Below are 18,671 nucleotides of genomic sequence, written 5' to 3' on the forward strand. Positions count from 1 at the left end.
GGCTTTCCTGCGAGCCCGCCGCCCCGCCCGCGCAGTCTCCGGGCGGGGTGGTGGGCTGCCCGGGCGGGTTCACGGCCCGCGTCACCTCCAGGTCCGCCGCCCCGCCCCAGCCGTCGCAGCGGGGGGCGGGGCTCCGGCGACGGCCTCGACCGCGCCGACCATGCGCACAGGATCGGGCGGGGCGGCTTCCGCGAGCAGGGCGATCCTACCAGAACACGGCGTAGAGCGCCGCCGTCACGCCGAGGATGCCGAACGTGGCGGTCAGGAACACCGGATCGCTCGCCAGCTTCACGCCCGCGATGCGGATCGCCTTCGGGCTGTCCTTGCCCTTCGCCTCAAGGAGCGAGATGACCACGATGAGCGCGACGGAGACCAGGAACACGTAGCCCATCCGGTTCAGGAACGGGATCGACGGGAGCAGCACCTTGGCGAGCGCCGAGAGCGGGATCGAGAGGACCGCCGTCACGAGCGCGGCGTTGGCCGTCGCCTTGCGCCAGAACAGGCCCATCACGAAGACGGCGAGCACGCCTGGGCTGATAAAACCGGTGTACTCCTGGATGTACTGGAACGCCTGGTCGATGGCGCCCAGGAGCGGGTACGCCACGAGCGCCGCGATCGTGATCGCGACGAGGCTCACGAGCCGGCCGATCGTCACGAGCCGCGTTTCCGACGCCCCGGGGTTCCGCGACTTGTAGAGGTCGATCGTGAAGATCGTAGCCGTCGAGTTCATCATCGACGCCAACGACGACACAATCGCCGCGGCGAGGGCCGCGAACGCGAGCCCCTTCAGGCCCGGCCCGATGTAGGTGCCCAGGAGCCACGGGTACGCCTGGTCCGCCTTGTCGATGGGCGCGTCGAGCCCGAACGCCACGATGCCCGGGATCACGACGACGAGCGGGAGCACGAGCTTGAGGCCGGCCGCGAACGCCAGCCCGCGCTGGGCCTCCTTCAGCGACTTCGCCGCCAGCGCCCGCTGGATGATGTACTGGTTGCAGCCCCAGTAGAACAGGTTGGCCACCCACATGCCGCCCAAGAGCACGCCCAGCCCGGGCAGGAGTTGGTAGGCGTCCTGCGTGACCCCGGCGTCGTCCTGGTAGAGGAGCTCGCCCGGCCCGAGGATCATGTCGAACCGGCTGGGGAGGTCGCTGACGAGCTTCGAGAGCCCGGCCGCCGCCCCGCCCCCGTCGGCGTAGGCGTCGAGGGCCAGGACCGTCGTAAGCAGGCCGCCTCCCAAGAGCACGACGACCTGCACGACGTCGGTCCAGGCGACCGCCTCCAGCCCGCCGTAGATCGAGTAGACGGTCGCGAAGATCGCGAGCCCGGCGATCCCCCAGAACAGCGGGACGCCCATGATCCCCTCCATCGCGAGCGCGCCCAGGTAGAGCACGGCCGTGAGGTTGACGAAGACGTAGACGAGCAGCCAGAACACGGCGAGCAGCGTCCGCACGCGGCCGTCGTAGCGTTCTTCGAGGAACTGGGGCATCGTGAAGATGCCTTTTTCGAGGTAGATCGGGAGGAAGAACCACGCGATCACGAGGAGCGTGATGGCCGCCATCCACTCGTAGGACGCGATCGCGAGGCCGAGCCGGAAGCCGGACCCCGACATGCCGATAAACTGCTCGGCCGAGATGTTCGACGCGATCAGCGAGGCGCCGATCGCCCACCACGGGAGCGACTTGCCGGCGAGGAAGTAGTCGGCCGAGTCCTTCGTGCGCCCCTCCTTCTCGCGCGAGACCCAGAGGCCGACGCCGATGATGAGGGCGGCGTAGGCGCCGAAGACGACGTAATCGATTGTGGCGAAGTCCATTCCAGCGGTCGGGCGGGGCGGGTGAGGGATCCCGCAAGGGTAAGTCCATCTGGACCCGCCGGGACCCCGACGGAACCGTCCGCCGGGGCGAGCCTGTGCTAAAGCGAGCCGTGGCTTCGCCTCAGAGACTGGTCGTAGTCGGCTCCGAGTCCTCCCCCAGCCTGCGAGGCCGGGAGCCGAAAGGCCGGCGCAGCCAACCGTGAGGTCGGCGCAGCCAGGGGACCCAGGGCGGCCGCCCTGCCCCCAACGGCCGTTTCGATGTCCGTCCCCCTCCCCGGCCCTCCCCCGGTGGGGGAGGGAGACCCTCCACCAAACAGTCTCTCACACCCGCCCCGCCCGCGCTCCGGTGGGGCGGGGTGGAGATCGGAGGCCGCCCCGCCCTCTGCCCTTTACGCCCCGCCCGCGTCGCGCGCGCAGCGGAAGCCGACGTGGGCGAACGACGATTCGGGCGTCGAGTGGCTCCGCGCGCTCACGCGGAAGCCGTGGCAGTACGACGGGTGGCACAGGAACGAGCCGCCGCGCTGCGCCCGCTCCGGCTCGCCGCTCGGCCCGGCCGGCGCGCCGGGGCCGGCCCCGCCGTCGGCGCCGAGCGGGTACGGCCGGTACCACGAGGCCGTCCACTCCCACACGTTCCCGCCCAGGTCGGTGAGCCCGAGCGGGGTGGCGCCGAACGCGCCGACCGGGCTCGTCCCGTCGCGGTAGCCGTCGGCCCCGTCGTCGCCGCCGGGGAACGTGCCGGTCCAGGTGTTGGCGCGGGCCGCCCCGCCCCGCGCCGGGTCGCCGGCCCCGAGCGCGTCGCCCCAGGCGTAGGGGCTCCGGCCGTCGGCGGCCCCGCGCGCGGCGTGCTCCCACTCGACCTCGGTCGGGAGCCGCTTGGGGGCGCCGGCGTCGGCGCCGTCCCAGCGGCAGAAGGCGTCGGCGTCGGCCCACGACACCTGCGTGACCGGGTGGTCGTCGGGCGGGGCGGGCGCGGCGCCCCCGCGCGGGCGGCGCCACGAGGCGCCGGGCACGAGCGCCCACTGCCCCGTCTGCTGGTCCATCACGAGGCCGTCGCCGAACCGCTCGGCCTCCGTCTCGCGGCCCGTCGCCTCGGCGAAGGCGCGGAAGCGGGCGACGGTGACGGGCGAGCGGTCGAGGAGGAACGGGGCGACATCGGCGCGGAAGGCGGGGCGCTCGTGGGGCATCCCTCCCTCGCCCGGGAGCACGCCGACGGTCACCGCCCCGCCCGGGACGTAGGCCATCTCGGCGGGCACGTCCAGGCCGGCGGGGACGACGGCGGGCGCCGCCCCGCCCGGGGCCTCTGTGGCCTCCACCGCCCCGCCCGTGGCGACCACGGCGGGCGGGGCGGGGCGGTCGGCGCCGCACGCGGCGACGGCCGGGAGGAGGGCGAGCAGGAGGAGAGCGGCGCGGGTCATGACGGCGAGGATACGGGACGGAAAAGACTCGGCTCGCCCCCGATCATTGTGCCTCCCGGATGGCGCGCGCCGACGGCCGCGTGGGGCGGGGCGGCCCACGCGAACCCCGCCCCGCCCAAGCTCGTCCTGCTCCCCCCGACACCGACTGACCCCACTGGCCCCCTCCTCCGCCCGCACCGCCGGCATCCTGTTCGCCCTCTGGCTCCTCGTGTTCACGGCGGCGAGCCAGACGATCGTCGTCACGCCCATCTTGCCCATCATCGGCGAGGCGCTGGGCGTAGGTGTGGGGAAGCTCGGGCTGCTCGTGTCGGCGTACTCGTGGGTGCTCGCGGCGGCGGCGCTCGTCATGGGGCCGATCTCGGACCGCGTGGGGCGCCGCCGCGTGCTCCTCATCGGGTCGGGGGCGCTGGCAGCCGCGCTCGCGCTCCACGGCCTGGCCGACACGTTCGGGTCGCTCCTGACCGTCCGCGTGCTGGCCGGCGCGGGGGGCGGGATGCTTTCGGGCGCGGCCGTCAGCTACTGCGGCGACTACTTCCCGTACGAGCGGCGGGGCTGGGCGACGGGGTGGGTCATGAGCGGGGTCCCGTTCGGGCTCGTGCTCGGCATCCCCATCGGGCGGGCGCTCGCGGTCGGCGTCGGGTTCAGGACGCCGTTCGTGGCGTTCGCCGGCGTCATGGTGATCGCGTTCGTCCTCATCCTGACGGTCGTGCCGCAGCCCGACGTCCGCCTCTCGGACGAGCGGCCGACGGTCGCCGGCGCGCTCCGCCAGTACCGGGCGCTCCTGGCCCGGCGCGACACGGCGGTCGCGGTCGCCACCTACTTCCTGATGTACCTCGGGCTGGGCCTCCTCATCGTCTACCTCCCCCAGTGGCTGACGACCCGGTTCCCGCTCGACGTGGCCGTCTTCGGGCGCCCGCTCGCGGTCTTCGGGCTCCCGCTCGACTTTATCGCCACGCTGTTCCTCGTGGGCGGGGCGGCGAGCGTGGCGATCGGGCCGCGGGCGGGGACGCTCTCGGACTCGGTCGGGCGCAAGCCGCTCATCCTCGCCTCGTGCCTCGGGCTCGCCGTCGTGACGGCGGCGCTCACGTTCGTCGTCGCCGAGCGGTGGACGGCGTACCCGGTGTACGTGGCCATCATGGGCCTGTTCGCGATGCGGGCCGCCCCGCTCCAGGCGCTCCTCACGGCGCTCGTGCCCGGCCGCCAGCGCGGGGCGTTCCTGTCGCTCACGATCGCGGTCGGCCAGATCGGGACCGGCCTGGGCGCCACGGCCGCCGGCGCCCTCTACGCCGACGCCGGCTACCGGGCGACGACGCTGGTCTCGGCCGCCGTCACGCTCGCGATGGCCGCCCTCGTCTGGCGCGCGCTGCCGGAGCCGACGGAGCAGGCGGCGTAGCGGAGAGAGCGGAGAGAGCGGAGAGAGCGGAGAGAGCGGAGAGAGCAAGGTGCCCGCCCCGCCCCGTGCGCGCCACCGGGCGGGGCGGAGCCGCCGTGGAACTTTTCGGTCGCCGCCCCGCCCCCTGCTCTACCTGCTCTACCTGCTCTACCTGCTCTACCTGCTCTACCTGCTCTACCTGCTCTACCTGCTCTACCTGCTCTACCTGCTCTACCTGCTCTACCTGCTCTACCTGCTCTACCTGCTACCGCGCATCCCACGTCGCCAGGAGGGCGGGGAGGTCGTTCGGGGTCGAGAGCACGACCTCGGCGCCGGCCGCCATCAGCGTCCGCCCGTGGGCGCCGACGTCGAGGCCGGGGGGCACCACGCCGACGGCCCGGCACCCGGCGGCGACGGCCGCCCGCTGGTCGTCGACCGTGTCGCCGGCGTAGACGGCCTCAGGCGGGGCGGCGCCGAGCGCGTCGAGCGCGAGCGCGAGCCCGTACGGGTCCGGCTTCTCGCGGCCCGCCTGCTGGCCCATCCCCACGACGAGGGGCACGAGCGCGTCCCACCCGAACCGGCGGAGCGTCCACTCGGCGTCCTCCTCGGGGCGGCCGGTGACGAGCGCGAGCGCGTACCGCTCGGCGAGGGCTTCGAGCGTGGCCGTCTCGACGAGCGGCGGCTCGGTCGCGATGAGCCCGTCGAAGTCGCGGCCGCGGTAGAGCGCGTTGAACGCCTCCTTGATCTCGTCGAACGACGCCGCCCCGCCCGCCTCCTGGACGAGCGTGTGCGAGAGGATCCAGTCGTTGTTGAACCCGCCCTGGTCCTTTTTGGCCTGGATCGCCTCCGGCGTGGGCTCCGTGCCGGTAAACCGGCCGACGGTCTCAGCGACGGCCCGCCGGAACGAGCCGCGGACGTCCACGAGGACGCCGTCCATGTCGAGCAAGACAGCTTTCAAAACGGGCAACGGGCGATGGGTGACGAGTAACGGGCGGGGTGGTCGGGGACGCCCCGCCTTGAATACGACTACCCCGCCCCGCCCGGCGCTTTGCAGCCCGCTCTTCACTCATCACTCGTCGCCCATCTCCTGCAGAAACGCGTCGTTCGACGCCGTGCCGCGCAGGCGGTCGAGGAGGAAGGTCATGGCGTCGACGGGGTCGAGGCCGGCGAGCCGGCGGCGGAGGGCGTGGACGCGGGCGAGGCGCTCGGGCGGCACGAGCATCTCCTCGCGGCGCGTGCCGCTCCGCGCGACGTCGACGGCGGGGAAGGTGCGGCGGTCGGCGAGGTCGCGGGACAGCACGAGCTCCATGTTGCCGGTGCCCTTGAACTCCTCGTAGATCACGTCGTCCATGCGGCTGTCCGTCTCGACGAGGGCCGTCGCGATGACGGTCAGCGAGCCGCCCTCCTCGACGGCGCGGGCGGCGCCGAACAGGCGCTTCGGGCCGCGGAGCGCGGCGGCGTCGACGGTGTCCGAGAGCGTCCGCCCCGCCCCCTCGACGGCCGCCCCGCCCGGGTGCGGCAGGGCATTGTGGGCGCGGGCGAGGCGCGTGATCGAGTCGAGCAGGACGACCACGTCCTGGCCCGCCTCGACGAGCCGCTTGGCCTTTTCGAGCACGAGGTCGGCAATGTGGACCTGGCGCTCGGGCGACTCGTCGAACGTCGAGGCGACCACCTCGACGCCGGGCACGGCCCGCTCGAAGTCCGTGACCTCCTCGGGGCGCTCGTCGACGAGGAGCGCGATGACCGTCGTCCCCGGCTCGTTTTCGAGGATCGCCCGGGCGACCTTCTGCAGGAGGACCGTCTTCCCCGACTGGGGCGGGGCGACGACGAGCCCGCGCTGGCCCTTCCCGATCGGCGCGACCAGGTCGACCACGCGCGTCGAGAGCTCGTCCGGCGTCGTTTCGAGGCGGAGCTGGTGGTCGGGGTAGGCCGGCGTGAGGTAGTCGTAGCCCGTCCGCTCGTCGAAGTCCTCGGGCGCCCGGCCGTTGATGGAGTGGACGCGGATGAGCGCGAAAAAGCGCTGGCCCTCCTTCGGCGGCCGGAGTTGGCCGTCGACCGTGTCGCCGACGCGGAGCGCGAACCGCTTGATCTGGCTCGGGCTGACGTAGATGTCGTCGGGCGACGGGAGGTAGCTGTACTCGGCCGACCGGAGGAAGCCGTACCCGTCGGGCAGGATCTCGAGCACGCCCGCCTTGCGGATGAGCCCGTCGAGCGTGACCGCCTGCGGGTCGTACCCCTGCATGTAGCCGGGCCACTCGGGCGAGATCGGCCGGCGCTCGCGGGACGTCCGCCGCCGGCGGACCTCGCGGCGGCCCTCGGCCGGCGCAGCGCGGCGCACGGACGAGCGGGGGCGGACCGCCGGGCGGTCGCCGGCGTCGTAGCCCGGGCGGGGCGGCGGCTCGGCGGCATCGGCTTCCGCGTCGGCCTGCGCGCCGAGGATCTCGTAGATGAGGTCCCGCCTCCGGAGGTCCGCGTAGCCCCCGATGCCCAGGCGGCGCGCGATCTCGTGGAGCTCGGAGACCTTCTTCTGCTCCAGAGCGGTGATGTTCATGTCGACGGCGCCCCGGCACCGGGGCGCGGGACTGGGGGAGGAGGCGCGGACCGCGGAGAGGGGCGGGGTGCGGTCCGGGGATATATAGACGTGGACCCGGCGGCAAATTGTACCCGGGGTGCCGTCTAACCCACGCCCCCGCTCAGGGTTCGCCCTGGAGCACGGCAGCGACCGTCTGGTGCGACCCCGTGACCAGGAGCCGGTCGGCCGGCCCCGCGGCGTCCTGGAACCGGCGGAGCGCCTCGGCGGGCGTTCCTGCGGGCTCGGCGTCGGCCCCGCCCCGCCCCAGCGCCTCGGCGAGCGCCTCGGCCGAGAGCGCCCGCTCGCCCTCCAGCCCGGCGGCCAGCACGCGGTGGGCAGACGGCAGGCCGGCGGGCCGGCGGGCCAGGAGCGCGCCGAGCGCCGCGGCGTCCTTGTCGGCCAGAACGCCGGCGAGCACCCACAAGCGGCCGCCCTCGGGCACGGCGACGGCGTCGAGCGCCGCCCGCCAGCCGTCGGCGTTGTGGGCCACGTCGAGCACGACGCGCGGGTCGGCGGCCCAGGCCCCGCCCCGCCCGCGCAGGCCGGTCCGCCGGGCGACCTCGGCCAGTCCGGCGCGGACGGCCTCGGGCGTGGGCGGGGCGGGCGACGCAACCTCGGCGGCGCGTACGGCGAGCGCCGCGTTCCACGCCTGGTGCGGCCCGGGCAGCCCGAGCACGACCGGCCCGTAGTCGCGCAGCGGCGTCACGAGGCAGACGCGGGGCGGGGCGGGACCGGGCGGGGCGGAACCGGGCGGGGCGGCCTCCGCGCCGCCAGACCCCACACCGGCGGGCTCGACGCGGCACGTCTCGCGCACGGCCTCCACCACCCCGCCCCGCCCGCGCGCTTCGGTTTCGAGCGAGTCGCGGGCGTCGGCGTCCGCGACGGCGTGGAGGAGCGGGACGCCCGGTTTGGCGATGCCGGCCTTCTCGCGCGCGATCTCGCGCGTTGTCGCGCCCAGCAGGTCCGTGTGGTCGAGCCCGACGTGCGTGACCGCGGCCACGCACGGGACCAGCACGTTCGTCGCGTCGAGCCGCCCACCCAGCCCCACCTCGACGACGGCGAGGTCCACGTCCTGTTCGGCGAAGTAGAGGAGCGACAGCGCGACCGTCGCCTCGAAAAAGCTGGGGCCGACGGCCTCGACCGCCCCGCCCCAGCGGTCGACGGCGCCGTCGAGCCACGCGGGCGGGGCGGGGCGGCCGTCGATGCGCATCCGCTCGCGGAGCGAGACCAGGTGCGGCGACGTGTGGAGCCCGACGCGGAGCCCGGCGGCCTGCGCCACGGACGCGGCGAACGACGCCGTCGAGCCCTTCCCGTTCGTCCCGGCGACGTGGACCGTAGGGTAGACGAGGTGCGGGTCGCCCAGCGCGGCGAGGAGCGCGCGCATCCGCTCCAGGCCGGGCTTGTACGCCGCCGCGCCGGCGTCGGCAAAGCGGGGGAGGGCGAGGAGGCGGTCTTCAGCTGTAGAGGCGGTGGGCACTGGGAACTAGGAAATGGACTCGTCCACCCCGCCCCGCTCACCTACTCCCCGGTCTCCGGTTCCGCCCTTTCCGCCTCCTCCACCCGGCGCCGGTCGCCGCCGAGGTGCGCGAGCCGGAGCCAGACGGTGCGGGCGGGGAGCCACGCGCCGCCCCGCTCGGGCCACTCGACGAGGGCGACCGCGTCGCCGTCGAGGAGCTCGTCGAGCCCCAACCCAGCGAGGTCGGCGTCGGACTCGATCCGGTAGAGGTCGAGGTGGAGGAGCGCGCCGTCGCCGTGCTCCTGGACGATCGTGAACGTGGGCGAGGTGACCGCGTCGGGGTCCAGGCCGAGACCGGCCGCGATTCCCTTGGCGAGGTGCGTCTTGCCCGCGCCCAGGTCGCCCTGGAGCGCGACGACGTCGCCGGGCTCCAGCCGCGCGGCGAGGCGGCGGCCGAGCGCGAGCGTCTCGGCGGCGCCGTCGGTCTGGGCGGGGAGGAGGCCGTCGAACACGGGAAGGCGGAAGGCGGAAGGCGGAAGGCGGAAGGCGGAAGGCGGAAGATGAGCGCCCCGTCCGCGCCGCGCCAGGGGGCGGGGCGGTTCGGCCTCCGTGCACCACCCCGCCCGAGTCGAGGGCGGGGCGGGCGCCTACGGGCGGGGGACCGTCTTCAGCACCACCCCGCCCGGCGCGCCGGGCGGTCGGCTCGGGCGGGGCGGCTCGGGCGGGAGCGTCCCGGACGGGGCGGGCGGATCGTCCTCCGCCCCGCCCTCGGTGAAAAACACCTCCTCGTGGACGTGGTCCTCGGCGACGCCCGCGCGGCGGAGCAGGCCCTGCACGGTCTCGACCATCTGCGGGTGCCCGCAGGCGTAGCCCGCCACGTCGGCGGCGGCCCACCCGAGGCGGTCGAGGTGCTTGCGGAGCACGTCCTCCACGCGCCCGACCTCCCCGTCCCACGCCGGGTTCTCCCACGGCCGGCTGACCGTCGGGACAGCCTCGACGTCGTCCCGGGCGGCGAGCGCGTCCAGCTCCTCGAGGTACGGGCCGAACTCGGCCGCGTGACTCGCGCCCCAGACCACGAGAAAGCGGTCATCCGCCGCCCCGCCCACGGCCACGTGCGCGCGGATCATCGAGAGGAACGGGGCCACGCCGGTCACGGTGCAGGCCATGACGTGCCGCGAGCGCTCCGGGTCGAGCAGGAACCGGCCCGCGGCCCGGCGCCGCACCCAGACGCCGTCGCCCGGGCCGAGCGGCCAGAGGAGCGGCGTGAGCGTGCCCTCGGGCACCAGCTCCACCACGAGCTCGACGAGCGGCTCGTGCGGCGCGCTCACGACCGAGTACGGCCGCTTCACGACGCCGCCGTCGGCGCCGGGCGCCGCCAGCGTGAGGTACTGGCCGGGGAGGAACGTGACCGGCTCGGACGGGCGGAGCCAGATCACGGCGAGGTCGTCGGCCACGTCCAGCCGCCGCTCGACGCGGGCGGGGAGGTAGCCGGGGGGCGGGGCGGGGTGGGGAGCAGGCAACGGGAACGGGAAATAGGAAAATGACGGCCGCCCCGCCCCCGATTTTGACTCTGCCCCGTTCCTCGTTTCCCGTTCCTAGTTCCCGTTCTGCTTCGGGCGGAGCGTGACGACCGGCAGCAGGACCTCCTCCATCGTCACGCCGCCGTGCTGGAACGTGTCGCGGTACTGGTTCACGTAGCGGTTGTAGTTCGTCGGGTAGACGAAGTAGCTGTCGCCGCGGGCGAAAATGTAGTTCTCGTTGATGCCCAGCCGCGGCAGCCCGTACGTCTCCGGCTCCTTGACGAAGATGGCGTCGTCGGTGTCCACCTTCAGGTTCCGGCCGTGCTTGTAGCGGAGGCTCGTCGACGCCTCGCGGTCGCCGATCACCTTCGTCGGGTGGAGCGCGCGGACGGCCCCGTGGTCGGTGCTCACGACGACCGTGCAGTCGTGGCGGGCCAGCTCCTGGAGCGCGGCCAGCAGCCAGCTGTGCTCGAACCACGCCCCGGTCAGCGAGCGGTAGGCCGGGAGGTCGGGGGCGATCTCCTTGAGGATCCGCGTGTCCGAGCGGCTGTGGGCCAAGATGTCGACGAAGTTGACGACGACGGCCGAGAGGTCGTGCTGGAGGTAGTCCGTCACGCGGTCGGCGAACTGGGTGCCGTCGCTCTGCGAGACCAGCTTGTCGTAGCGGACCCGGACGTCGCCGCGGTGGCGGCGCGCGAGGTGGTCGTCGAGGTACTCGGCCTCGTGCGCGTTGAGCGAGGCCTCGTCGCCCCGCTCGTCGACGGTGTAGTTCTGGAACCGCTTGGCGAGGTCGATGGGCAGGAGCCCGGCGAAGAGCGCGTTCCGGCTGAACGGCGTGGCCGTCGGCAGGAGCCCGTAGTGCCAATCCTTCTCGACGTCGTAGAGCGCGCGGAGGTGGTCCTCGAACAGGAGCCACTGGTCGTAGCGCATGCAGTCGATGAGCAGGAACACGACCGGCCGCTCGGGCCGCTCGCCCGCCCCGCCCAGGTGCGGGAACACCCACCGCGGGAGCACCTCGTGGCTGAGGGCGGGGCGGTCGCGGCGCGGCTTCTCGCCGGCCTGGACGTCTTCGATCCACCGCGGGTAGCGGCGTTCGACGAACCCGGCGAAGGCCCGGTTGGCCTCGCGGTACTGGTCGTCGAGGATCTGGCGGACGCCCTCGTCCGCCCCGCCCAGGCCGAGGTCGTGGCGCACGAGCGTCTCGTAGACGTCGGTCCAGTCGCCGGCGTCGTCGGCGCCCCCGATCCGCGCCGTCAGCTCGCCGAACCCCTGGAGGTAGTCCTGCTGGACCTGCGCGCCGCGGATCCGGTCGCCCTCGAGGATCTTCTTGACCGAGAGCAGGATCTGCTTCGGGTTGACCGGCTTGATGAGGTAGTCGGCGATCTGGCGGCCGATGGCGTCCTCCATGATGTGCTCCTCCTCCGACTTCGTGATCATCACGACCGGCGTCTCGGGCCGGGCGCCCTTGATCTCCTGGAGCGCGTCGAGCCCGCCCAGCCCGGGCATCTGCTCGTCGAGGAAGACCACGTCGTAGCCGCCCCGCTCGCGGACGCGGTCGACGGCGTCGGCCCCGTTCGTGACCGTCTCGACGTTGTAGCCCTTGGCTTCGAGGAACAGGACGTGGGGCTTGAGGAGGTCGATCTCGTCGTCGGCCCAGAGGATGCGCGGCATGGGAGCGGGAGTTAAGGGTGTAGCGACGGGCGGGGCGGTCGGGGGTCGGGCGGGGAGGCCGTCCCAACGCTCCGCCCCGCCCCGTGGTGCCCGGACGCAGCGGCAGAGGGCGGGGCGACCGCCCCGCTCGCGCCACAGGGCGGGGCGTTGAGTGCTTCGGCGACTCGGGGCGGGGCGGCGACCGTGCACCCTGCACGGAGGCCCCGTAAACTCACTGCCTCTGCACCCACCCCGCCCCCGCCCGATGCGCCGCTTCTACCCAACCGCCCTCTCTGCTTGCCTGCTTGCGACGCTAGCGCTCGCGGCCTGCGATTCGGCCGACTCCGAGTTCGAGATCGGAGGGACCTACTCCGGCGTGACCGAGGACCTCCGGGATGAAGACACAGGCGAGGGCACGTTCACCACGCTCACGGTCGACATTCCCGACACCGAGAGCGGCGAGTCGTTCCGGTTCGAGGGCTCGGTCATTGAGCAGGGCGGGTTCGACGAGGTGATCGACCCCGTCACCGGCACCGGCACCTACGACCACCCCGCCCTCACGCTCGTCGTGGACGGTGAGGCGCTGACGGGGACCGTCAGCGACGACGGCGACACGATCGCCATCGAGACGGACCCCGGCGACGCCCCGGCCACCCTCCGCCGCCAGTAGCGGCCGCCCCCACGCGCACCCGCCGCCCCGCCCGCACGCCGTGGGCGGGGCGGCGTCTTTGGGGACTCCCGCCGACCGCCCCACCCGACATGGGCGGCCTCGGCTGGGGCGGGGTGGGCGACGCCGCGCGGCGCCGGCCGCCCCGCCCGCGCGAGTAGGTTCCGGCTCCGCCAGCGGCCGGGCGGGGCGGCCACGCGAACGCCGCCCCGCCCCCGTTTCTCGCCCTCCCATCTACTCTCTGCATGACTCTCCGCCCCCTCCTCGCCGCCGCGGCCCTCGTCGCCGCCCCGGCCTTCGCGCAGGACGCCGCCCCGCCCCCGCCGTCAGACTGGCACCTGCTCGGGAGCGACGCCGGCGTGGCCGGCATCGACCTCGACCGGGCGTACGCCGAGCTCGGCGACCGCGACCCCGAGGCCGTCGTCGTCGCCATCATCGACAGCGGCGTCGACGTGACGCACCCCGACATCGAGCCCGCCCTGTGGACGAACGAGGACGAGGTGGCCGGCAACGGCGTCGACGACGACGGCAACGGCTACGTCGACGACGTCCACGGCTGGAGCTTCCTGGGCGGGGCAGACGGCCGGAACGTCGAGCACGACTCGTACGAGCTCGCCCGGCTCGTCAAGCTCTGCCGCGACGGCACGCCCGACCCGACCTACACCGACTGCGAGGCGCTCGAGGCCGACCTCGAAGCCGAGCGCGCGCCGCTCGCGGCGCAGGCCGCCCAGATCGGCCAGATCCTCGGCCAGGTCCGCGGCGCCGACGCCACGCTCCGCGAGCGGTTCGGCGACGACTACGACCCCGAGGACCCGACGGCCCTGGACGTGGGCGACGACCCCGACGCGCAGCGCGCCCAGCAGATCCTCGGCTTCCTCGCCGGCCAGGGCGCCTCGCTCTCCGACGTCGAAGCGGCCGAGGAGCAGATCTCGTCCATGCTCACGTACGGCCTCAACCCGGACTACGACCCGCGCGAGATCGTCGGCGACGACTACGCCGACGTCACGGAGCGCTTCTACGGCAACACCGACGTGGCCGGCCCCGACCCCAACCACGGGACCGGCGTGGCCGGACTGGTCGGCGCCGTGCGCGGCAACAATCTCGGGATCGACGGGATCGCGCCGGCTCGGATCATGGTGCTCCGGGCGGTCCCCGGCGGCGACGAGCGCGACAAGGACGTGGCCAACGCCATCCGCTACGCGGCTGACAACGGCGCGCGCGTGATCAACATGAGCTTTGGCAAGTCGTACTCGCCGCAGAAGGAGGCCGTCGACGAGGCCGTGGCGTACGCCGTCGATCAGGGCGTCCTGCTCGTCCACGCCGCCGGCAACTCGGGCGAGGACATCGACGTCGAGGACAACTTCCCGACGCGGACCTTCCTCAACGGGACGGCCTCGGACGGCTGGCTCGAAGTCGGCGCGAGCACGGCGGACTCGGCCGGCCTCGCGGCCGGGTTCTCGAACTACGGCCAGGCCGGCGTCGACCTGTTCGCGCCCGGCGCCGACGTGACGTCGCTGGCCCCGGGCGGCGGCGTGCAGACGGCGAACGGGACCAGCTTCGCCTCGCCCGTCGTGGCCGGCGTGGCCGCGCTCGTGATGGCGTACTTCCCCGACTTCACTGCCGAGGAGGTCCGCCAGATCCTCCTCGACTCGGCCACGCGCTACGCCGACGACGAGGTCGCGCGGCCGGGCAGCGGCGAGCCCGTCGCGTTCGGGACGCTCTCGGCCACGGGCGGCGTCGTTAACGCCGCCGAGGCGATCCGCCTGGCCAGGGAGCGGTCGATGTAGGGCGCCCCGCCCGCGCGCTCCGTCAGGGCCGGCTCCACCGGGGGCCGGCCCTGCGTCGTGTTCGGCCGGGACGGCGCCGAGCGACCGCGCGCCGCAGGTGTAGGGCGCCCCCCGATTAGGGTGTAGGCGGGGCGGACGGTGAAACGGGGCGGGGCGGGGAGCGTCGGACTCCTTTCCTCTTCCCCCTCTTTATGGACCTCTCCACACCAGCCCTCGCCGCCGGCCTCGGCTGGGCCGCCGGCATGCGCAGCATGGCCGCCCCCGCCCTCCTCAGCCGCGCCCTCGAAGGGCGCCGCCGCCTCCGCCAGCCGGCCGACGCGCTTCACTCGACGCTCGCCCGCCGCCTCCTGACCGTCGCCGCCGCCGGCGAGATGGTGGGCGACAAGATGCCCGGCATGGAGTCGCGGACGGCCCCCCGCGTACTCGCCGGGCGGATCGCATCGGGCGCGCTCGTGGGTGCGGCCGCGGCGGCGGCCCGGCGCACGTCGCTCGTCCCCTCGATCCTGGCCGGCGCGGGCGGGGCGGTGGCCTCGTCCTACGTCATGCTCTCCGTGCGGCGCACCTCCAGCGACGCGACCGGCCTCCCAGACGCGGCCGTCGCCGTCGCTGAGGACGTGCTGACGCTCGCGCTGGGCTCGGTCCTCGCGCGGCGCGTGGCCGAGTAGCCCGCCCCACCCGGGCGGGGCGGCGACCCGCCTCCTCTAACGACGACCGCCCCGCCCTCAACGTGAGGGCGGGGCGGCGCGGTTTAGCGAGCGGGGCGGCTAGTTGTTGTCGCTGCCATCGCCGTCGTCGTCCTGGTCTTTGTTGCCCGTGATGAACCCGCCGGCGATGCCGAGCACGGTCTCCATGTCGAGGCCCTCGTCGAACGCCTCGGTGATCTCCTGGCGGGTGTAGCCGGTGAGGGCGCCCGCGAGGTCCACCCCGCCCTGCGTCACGTTGTCCTCGGCCGGGAACCCGTTGCCGGCGCCGTAGACGGCGGGGACCGGAGCGCCGGGCTGGTCGAGCGGGATCCAGCCCTGGTTGCCGCGGAGCCGGCGGATGGCGGCCGCGTGGCGCCCCTCGACCGAGTGGATCTGGAGCGCCGTCGTCAGGTAGTCCGTGCCCTGGATGGCCCCAGCCTGCCCCTTGTACGCGCGGACGCCCGTGTCTTCGAGCGACTGCGCGAGCGCGAGGAAGTTGTCGTAAGACGAGAGAAAGTCGCCGAACGTGAAGTCGGCGTCCTCGTAATCAACGGGGTCGCCGCCGGCCGCCTCGATCGCGCCGCGGAGGAGCGCGACGTGGGCCGTCTCGTCGGCCTCGATCGTCTCGACGAGCGGGCGGGCTGTGGAGAGATAGTTCATGTCGAGCGCCTGGCGGTAAAACGACCGCTCCAGGTACTCGAGCGTGAGCGCGTAGTTGAGGACCTCAAACGCCGTGTTGCCGCCCGACTGGGCAAAGGCAACGGACGGCTTGAGGAACGGGATGGAGGCCGCGGCCGCGCCGAGGCCGATCTTGCCGACCGTGTGGAGGGCGCGGCGGCGGGAGGCGACGCCGGCCGCCGCGTCGGCGTCGAGCGTGGAGAGAAGGTCAAACATGGGGAGTCGGAATAGAGGGAGAGACGGACAGGAGCGCCAGTGCTACGACGGCACGTTGACGGCGCGGATGACCGTGCGGACGAACGGGTCGACCGCCCCCAGCACCTCGCTGGGCGTGTACGCCGGGTCGAGGCCGTTCCCGTCGATCTGGCTTCCGCCCCCGATGCGCGTCCCGCCGATCGCGTTGGTTTCGAGCAGGCCCGCGATGACCGAGGCGTGGCGGGCCTCGACGGATACGATCTTGCCCGCGATGAGGAGGTAGTCCGCGCTCTCGAGGTACCGCCCCGCCCCGTTGTACGCGCCGACTCCCGTGTCTTCGAACGTCCGCGCCGCTTCGAGCACGCTCCGGCGGTCCGAGAGGTTGACGGCGCTAAAGTCGACCTCCAGGTCCGGGAGCACGGCCGCGGCACCGGCCGCCTGCTGGATGGCCGTCGCGAAGAAGTCGCGGTGGATGTTCTCGTGGGCCGAGAGGGCGCGGAGGACGGCCTGCTCGTCGGCGTTGAACGTCGAGCCAAAGCCGGCGTCGGCGACGACGGCCGAGTAGAACGCGGCCTCAAGCTGTTCGAGAGCGTACGCGTAGTTGAGCACGCCGACATCGGACGAGAAGTCGAGCGTTACTGCGCCCGCGTCGTCGTCGTCGTCGTTCGTGTCGCACGCCTGGAGCGTGGTCGCGGCCGCCGCGACGCCCAGACCGAGTCCAGCTCGCTTAAAGAACCCGCGGCGGTCGGTTGCCGCGAGAGCGGGGGGCAGGGGGGATGACATAGGGAAGGGGGGTCGTGTGGTGCTGTCTGGAACCGCCTCCAGACACCCGAATGTCCCGCCCCGCCCGAAGACGGGGCCGCGTCCGACCTGCACGTACGTGTCTGTCCGACAACGCGCTCCGACGACACCCCGCCCGGAGCCGCCTCTCCGCCCGGGCAGCACCCCTTAATACAGACCGCCCCGCCCTCGACGTCGAGGGCGGGGCGGCCGCATGTGGACGAGCCCTGGGCGGGGCGGCGGCCTCTAGACCTCGGCTACGCGCAGGTCCTGCGCCTTGAGTTGGAGCGTCGTCCGCCCGTTCCACGTGTTCTCGTCGACCTGGAAGGCGAGCTCGAGCGGGCGCCCGCGGCGGACGCTCGCGAGCGCGGCGTCGTACCGCTCGCTCAAGCCGAACCCGATGACGGGGAACGTCGCCCCGCCCTCCTGCTGGGCCACGCGGAGCCGGAGGTGCTGCTTCTGCGCGCCCACGCGCGACGGCTGGCCGACCACGCGGAGCCCCTCGCCCCAGAACACCGGGCGCAGGTTGTCCGGCCCGTGCGGGCCGAACTGCTTGAGGACGCTCCAGAACCGCGGCGTCACGTCGCCCAGGTGGAGGTGGGCGTCGACCTCGATCTCGGGGACGAGGTCGGACGGGTCGTCGACGGCGAGGCCGACGGCGTCCTGCATCCGCCGGCGGAGCTCGTCCACGCGGTCGATGGGGAGGGCGAGGCCGGCGGCGAAGGCGTGGCCGCCGAAGCGGTCGAGGAGGTCCGAGCACTGGGCGAGCGCGTCGTAGATCGAGATGCCCTGGACCGACCGGGCCGAGCCCTTCGCCGTGCGCGTGTCGCCGTTCGAGGTCATGAGGACCGTCGGCCGGTGGAAGTGCTCGGCCACGCGGCTGGCTGTGATCCCGATGACGCCGGGGTGCCACCCGGGCTTGTAGACGACGAGCGCGAGCGGGTCGTCGTCCATCTGGCGCTCGGCGAGCCGGAACGCCTCGTCGCGCGTTTCGCGGTCGAGCTCGCGGCGGCGGATGTTGAGGCCTTCGATCTCGTCCACGAGCCGCTGCCCCTCGACGGCGTCCGTCGTGGCGAGCAGCTCGGCGGCGATGCCGGCGTCGGCGATCCGCCCGGCGGCGTTGATGCGCGGGCCGATCTGGAACACCATCTTCGACGCCGTGCACGCATCCAGGTCGACGCCCGCGCGGTCGGCCAAAAGCGTGAGGCCGAGCCGCGGGCGCTCGACGAGCTGCTTCAGCCCGGCCCGCATGAGCACGCGGTTCTCGCCCACCATCGGCACGATGTCGCACGCCGTCGAGACGGCGACGAGGTCGAGGTACGGCCACGCCTCCTCGGGCGGCAGGCCAAGCTCGGCGAGGACGCCCTGGATCAGCTTGAACCCGACGCCGCATCCGCTCAAGCCCTTGAACGGGTAGTCGCAGTCGGGCCGCTTGGGGTCGAGGACGGCCACGGCGTCGGGGAGCACGTCGCCCGCCGTGTGGTGGTCGCAGATGACGAGGTCGAGCCCGCGCGCCTTCGCGTATGCCGCCTCGTCGACGGCCGTGATGCCGCAGTCGAGGGCCACGATGAGCGAGGCGCCGCGCTCGACGGCCGCGTCGATCCCGGCCTCGCCCAGCCCGTATCCGTGCTCGAAGCGGTTGGGGATGAAGAACGAGGTGTCGAGCCCCTGCCCCTGCAGGAACGTCGTCATCATGGCCGTCGACGTCGTCCCGTCGACGTCGTAGTCGCCGTAGACGAGCACGCGCTCGCCGCCGCGGACGGCCCGCGCCACGCGCTCGACGGCCCGGTCCATGTCGCGCATCAGGCCGGGGTCGTGGAGACGGCCGAGGGCGGGGCGGAAAAACGTGTGGGCGTCGTCGAAGGACCGGACGCCGCGGAGCGCGAGCGACCGCGCGAGCGCGTGCGGGAGCGCGTTGAGGTCGGAGGCGATCTGGTCGACGGCGGCCTCGTCCTCGACCGCGCGGAGCGTCCAGCGGGTCGTCGTGCCGGGGTCCTCCGACGGGGAGGGCGCGGCGGGGGAATCCTCGGTCATAGGTGCCGGAGCGTTCCCGCCCCGCTCTCTGTTTTACTAGCGTCCAAGATACGGG

The 18,671-nt window shown here is 73.7% G+C and carries 15 protein-coding genes; 4 read left to right on the plus strand and 11 right to left on the minus strand.

The window, feature by feature from the left end; genetic code table 11:
* Positions 1–205 precede the first annotated feature (205 nt).
* Positions 206–1,807 carry a sodium:solute symporter family transporter gene (locus tag RQM47_RS02685; protein WP_311662818.1) on the minus strand — a complete coding sequence of 534 codons (1,602 nt, stop codon included), beginning with the start codon at positions 1,805–1,807 and terminating at the stop codon, positions 206–208.
* A gap of 389 nt (positions 1,808–2,196) precedes the next feature.
* Entirely contained in the window at positions 2,197–3,222 is a 1,026-nt protein-coding gene (locus tag RQM47_RS02690; protein WP_311662817.1) for a formylglycine-generating enzyme family protein, read from the minus strand.
* A gap of 208 nt (positions 3,223–3,430) precedes the next feature.
* Between RQM47_RS02690 and RQM47_RS02695 the strand changes: the two genes are divergently transcribed.
* The gene (locus tag RQM47_RS02695) at positions 3,431–4,615 is read left to right on the plus strand and encodes an MFS transporter (RefSeq protein ID WP_311662816.1); all 1,185 of its coding nucleotides are present in this window, start codon (positions 3,431–3,433) and stop codon (positions 4,613–4,615) included.
* Positions 4,616–4,859: 244 nt separating this feature from the next.
* Here RQM47_RS02695 and RQM47_RS02700 read toward each other — a convergent pair whose 3' ends face one another.
* From RQM47_RS02700 to RQM47_RS02725, 6 genes are all read right to left on the minus strand, one after another.
* Positions 4,860–5,561, minus strand: coding sequence for a TIGR01548 family HAD-type hydrolase (locus RQM47_RS02700; RefSeq protein ID WP_314007288.1), 702 nt, complete (start codon positions 5,559–5,561; stop codon positions 4,860–4,862).
* A 102-nt stretch (positions 5,562–5,663) separates the two neighbouring features.
* A complete protein-coding gene (gene rho / locus RQM47_RS02705; protein ID WP_311663051.1) occupies positions 5,664–7,145 on the minus strand; it encodes a transcription termination factor Rho in 1,482 nt (493 codons plus the stop codon).
* Positions 7,146–7,287: 142 nt separating this feature from the next.
* On the minus strand, positions 7,288–8,643 hold the full coding sequence (locus RQM47_RS02710) for a bifunctional folylpolyglutamate synthase/dihydrofolate synthase (RefSeq protein WP_314007290.1): 1,356 nt from the start codon (positions 8,641–8,643) through the stop codon (positions 7,288–7,290).
* A 41-nt stretch (positions 8,644–8,684) separates the two neighbouring features.
* Positions 8,685–9,134, minus strand: coding sequence for a tRNA (adenosine(37)-N6)-threonylcarbamoyltransferase complex ATPase subunit type 1 TsaE (tsaE, locus tag RQM47_RS02715; protein WP_311663049.1), 450 nt, complete (start codon positions 9,132–9,134; stop codon positions 8,685–8,687).
* A gap of 135 nt (positions 9,135–9,269) precedes the next feature.
* Positions 9,270–10,142 (minus strand): FAD-binding oxidoreductase, encoded by an 873-nt coding sequence (locus RQM47_RS02720; RefSeq protein WP_311663047.1) that lies wholly within the window; start codon positions 10,140–10,142, stop codon positions 9,270–9,272.
* Positions 10,143–10,217: 75 nt separating this feature from the next.
* Positions 10,218–11,813 carry a response regulator gene (locus tag RQM47_RS02725; RefSeq protein ID WP_311663046.1) on the minus strand — a complete coding sequence of 532 codons (1,596 nt, stop codon included), beginning with the start codon at positions 11,811–11,813 and terminating at the stop codon, positions 10,218–10,220.
* 244 nt (positions 11,814–12,057) lie between these two features.
* On the opposite strand from RQM47_RS02725, the gene RQM47_RS02730 reads away from it, so the two are divergent.
* The 3 genes from RQM47_RS02730 to RQM47_RS02740 all read left to right on the plus strand — a co-directional run bounded on the left by RQM47_RS02730 (position 12,058) and on the right by RQM47_RS02740 (position 14,911).
* Positions 12,058–12,462, plus strand: a complete 405-nt coding sequence (locus tag RQM47_RS02730; RefSeq protein ID WP_311663045.1) for a hypothetical protein — start codon at positions 12,058–12,060, stop codon at positions 12,460–12,462.
* A 242-nt stretch (positions 12,463–12,704) separates the two neighbouring features.
* On the plus strand, positions 12,705–14,246 hold the full coding sequence (locus tag RQM47_RS02735) for a S8 family serine peptidase (RefSeq protein ID WP_311663044.1): 1,542 nt from the start codon (positions 12,705–12,707) through the stop codon (positions 14,244–14,246).
* A 191-nt stretch (positions 14,247–14,437) separates the two neighbouring features.
* A complete protein-coding gene (locus RQM47_RS02740; RefSeq protein ID WP_311663043.1) occupies positions 14,438–14,911 on the plus strand; it encodes a DUF4126 family protein in 474 nt (157 codons plus the stop codon).
* Between the two features lie 99 nt (positions 14,912–15,010).
* Here the strand turns inward: RQM47_RS02740 and RQM47_RS02745 are convergent, their stop codons facing one another.
* The 3 genes from RQM47_RS02745 to recJ form a co-directional block, all read right to left on the minus strand.
* On the minus strand, positions 15,011–15,823 hold the full coding sequence (locus tag RQM47_RS02745; protein WP_311663042.1) for a ferritin-like domain-containing protein: 813 nt from the start codon (positions 15,821–15,823) through the stop codon (positions 15,011–15,013).
* A 42-nt stretch (positions 15,824–15,865) separates the two neighbouring features.
* A complete protein-coding gene (locus RQM47_RS02750) occupies positions 15,866–16,585 on the minus strand; it encodes a ferritin-like domain-containing protein (protein ID WP_311663041.1) in 720 nt (239 codons plus the stop codon).
* A gap of 243 nt (positions 16,586–16,828) precedes the next feature.
* A complete protein-coding gene (gene recJ, locus RQM47_RS02755) occupies positions 16,829–18,616 on the minus strand; it encodes a single-stranded-DNA-specific exonuclease RecJ (protein ID WP_311663040.1) in 1,788 nt (595 codons plus the stop codon).
* Between the last annotated feature and the right edge of the window lie 55 nt (positions 18,617–18,671).

The organism is Rubrivirga sp. S365, from assembly GCF_032248475.1.
Taxonomy (GTDB): Bacteria; Bacteroidota; Rhodothermia; order Rhodothermales; family Rubricoccaceae; genus Rubrivirga; species Rubrivirga litoralis.

Excerpts from the sequence above, each read along its gene's own strand:
- RQM47_RS02685 (WP_311662818.1), bottom strand. The coding sequence starts at position 1,807 with ATGGACTTCGCCACAATCGATTACGTCGTCTTCGGCGCCTACGCCGCC.
- RQM47_RS02690 (WP_311662817.1), bottom strand. The coding sequence starts at position 3,222 with ATGACCCGCGCCGCTCTCCTCCTGCTCGCCCTCCTCCCGGCCGTCGCC.
- rho (WP_311663051.1), bottom strand. The coding sequence starts at position 7,145 with ATGAACATCACCGCTCTGGAGCAGAAGAAGGTCTCCGAGCTCCACGAG.
- RQM47_RS02725 (WP_311663046.1), bottom strand. The coding sequence starts at position 11,813 with ATGCCGCGCATCCTCTGGGCCGACGACGAGATCGACCTCCTCAAGCCC.
- RQM47_RS02730 (WP_311663045.1), top strand. The coding sequence starts at position 12,058 with ATGCGCCGCTTCTACCCAACCGCCCTCTCTGCTTGCCTGCTTGCGACG.
- RQM47_RS02735 (WP_311663044.1), top strand. The coding sequence starts at position 12,705 with ATGACTCTCCGCCCCCTCCTCGCCGCCGCGGCCCTCGTCGCCGCCCCG.
- RQM47_RS02740 (WP_311663043.1), top strand. The coding sequence starts at position 14,438 with ATGGACCTCTCCACACCAGCCCTCGCCGCCGGCCTCGGCTGGGCCGCC.
- RQM47_RS02745 (WP_311663042.1), bottom strand. The coding sequence starts at position 15,823 with ATGTTTGACCTTCTCTCCACGCTCGACGCCGACGCGGCGGCCGGCGTC.
- RQM47_RS02750 (WP_311663041.1), bottom strand. The coding sequence starts at position 16,585 with ATGTCATCCCCCCTGCCCCCCGCTCTCGCGGCAACCGACCGCCGCGGG.
- recJ (WP_311663040.1), bottom strand. The coding sequence starts at position 18,616 with ATGACCGAGGATTCCCCCGCCGCGCCCTCCCCGTCGGAGGACCCCGGC.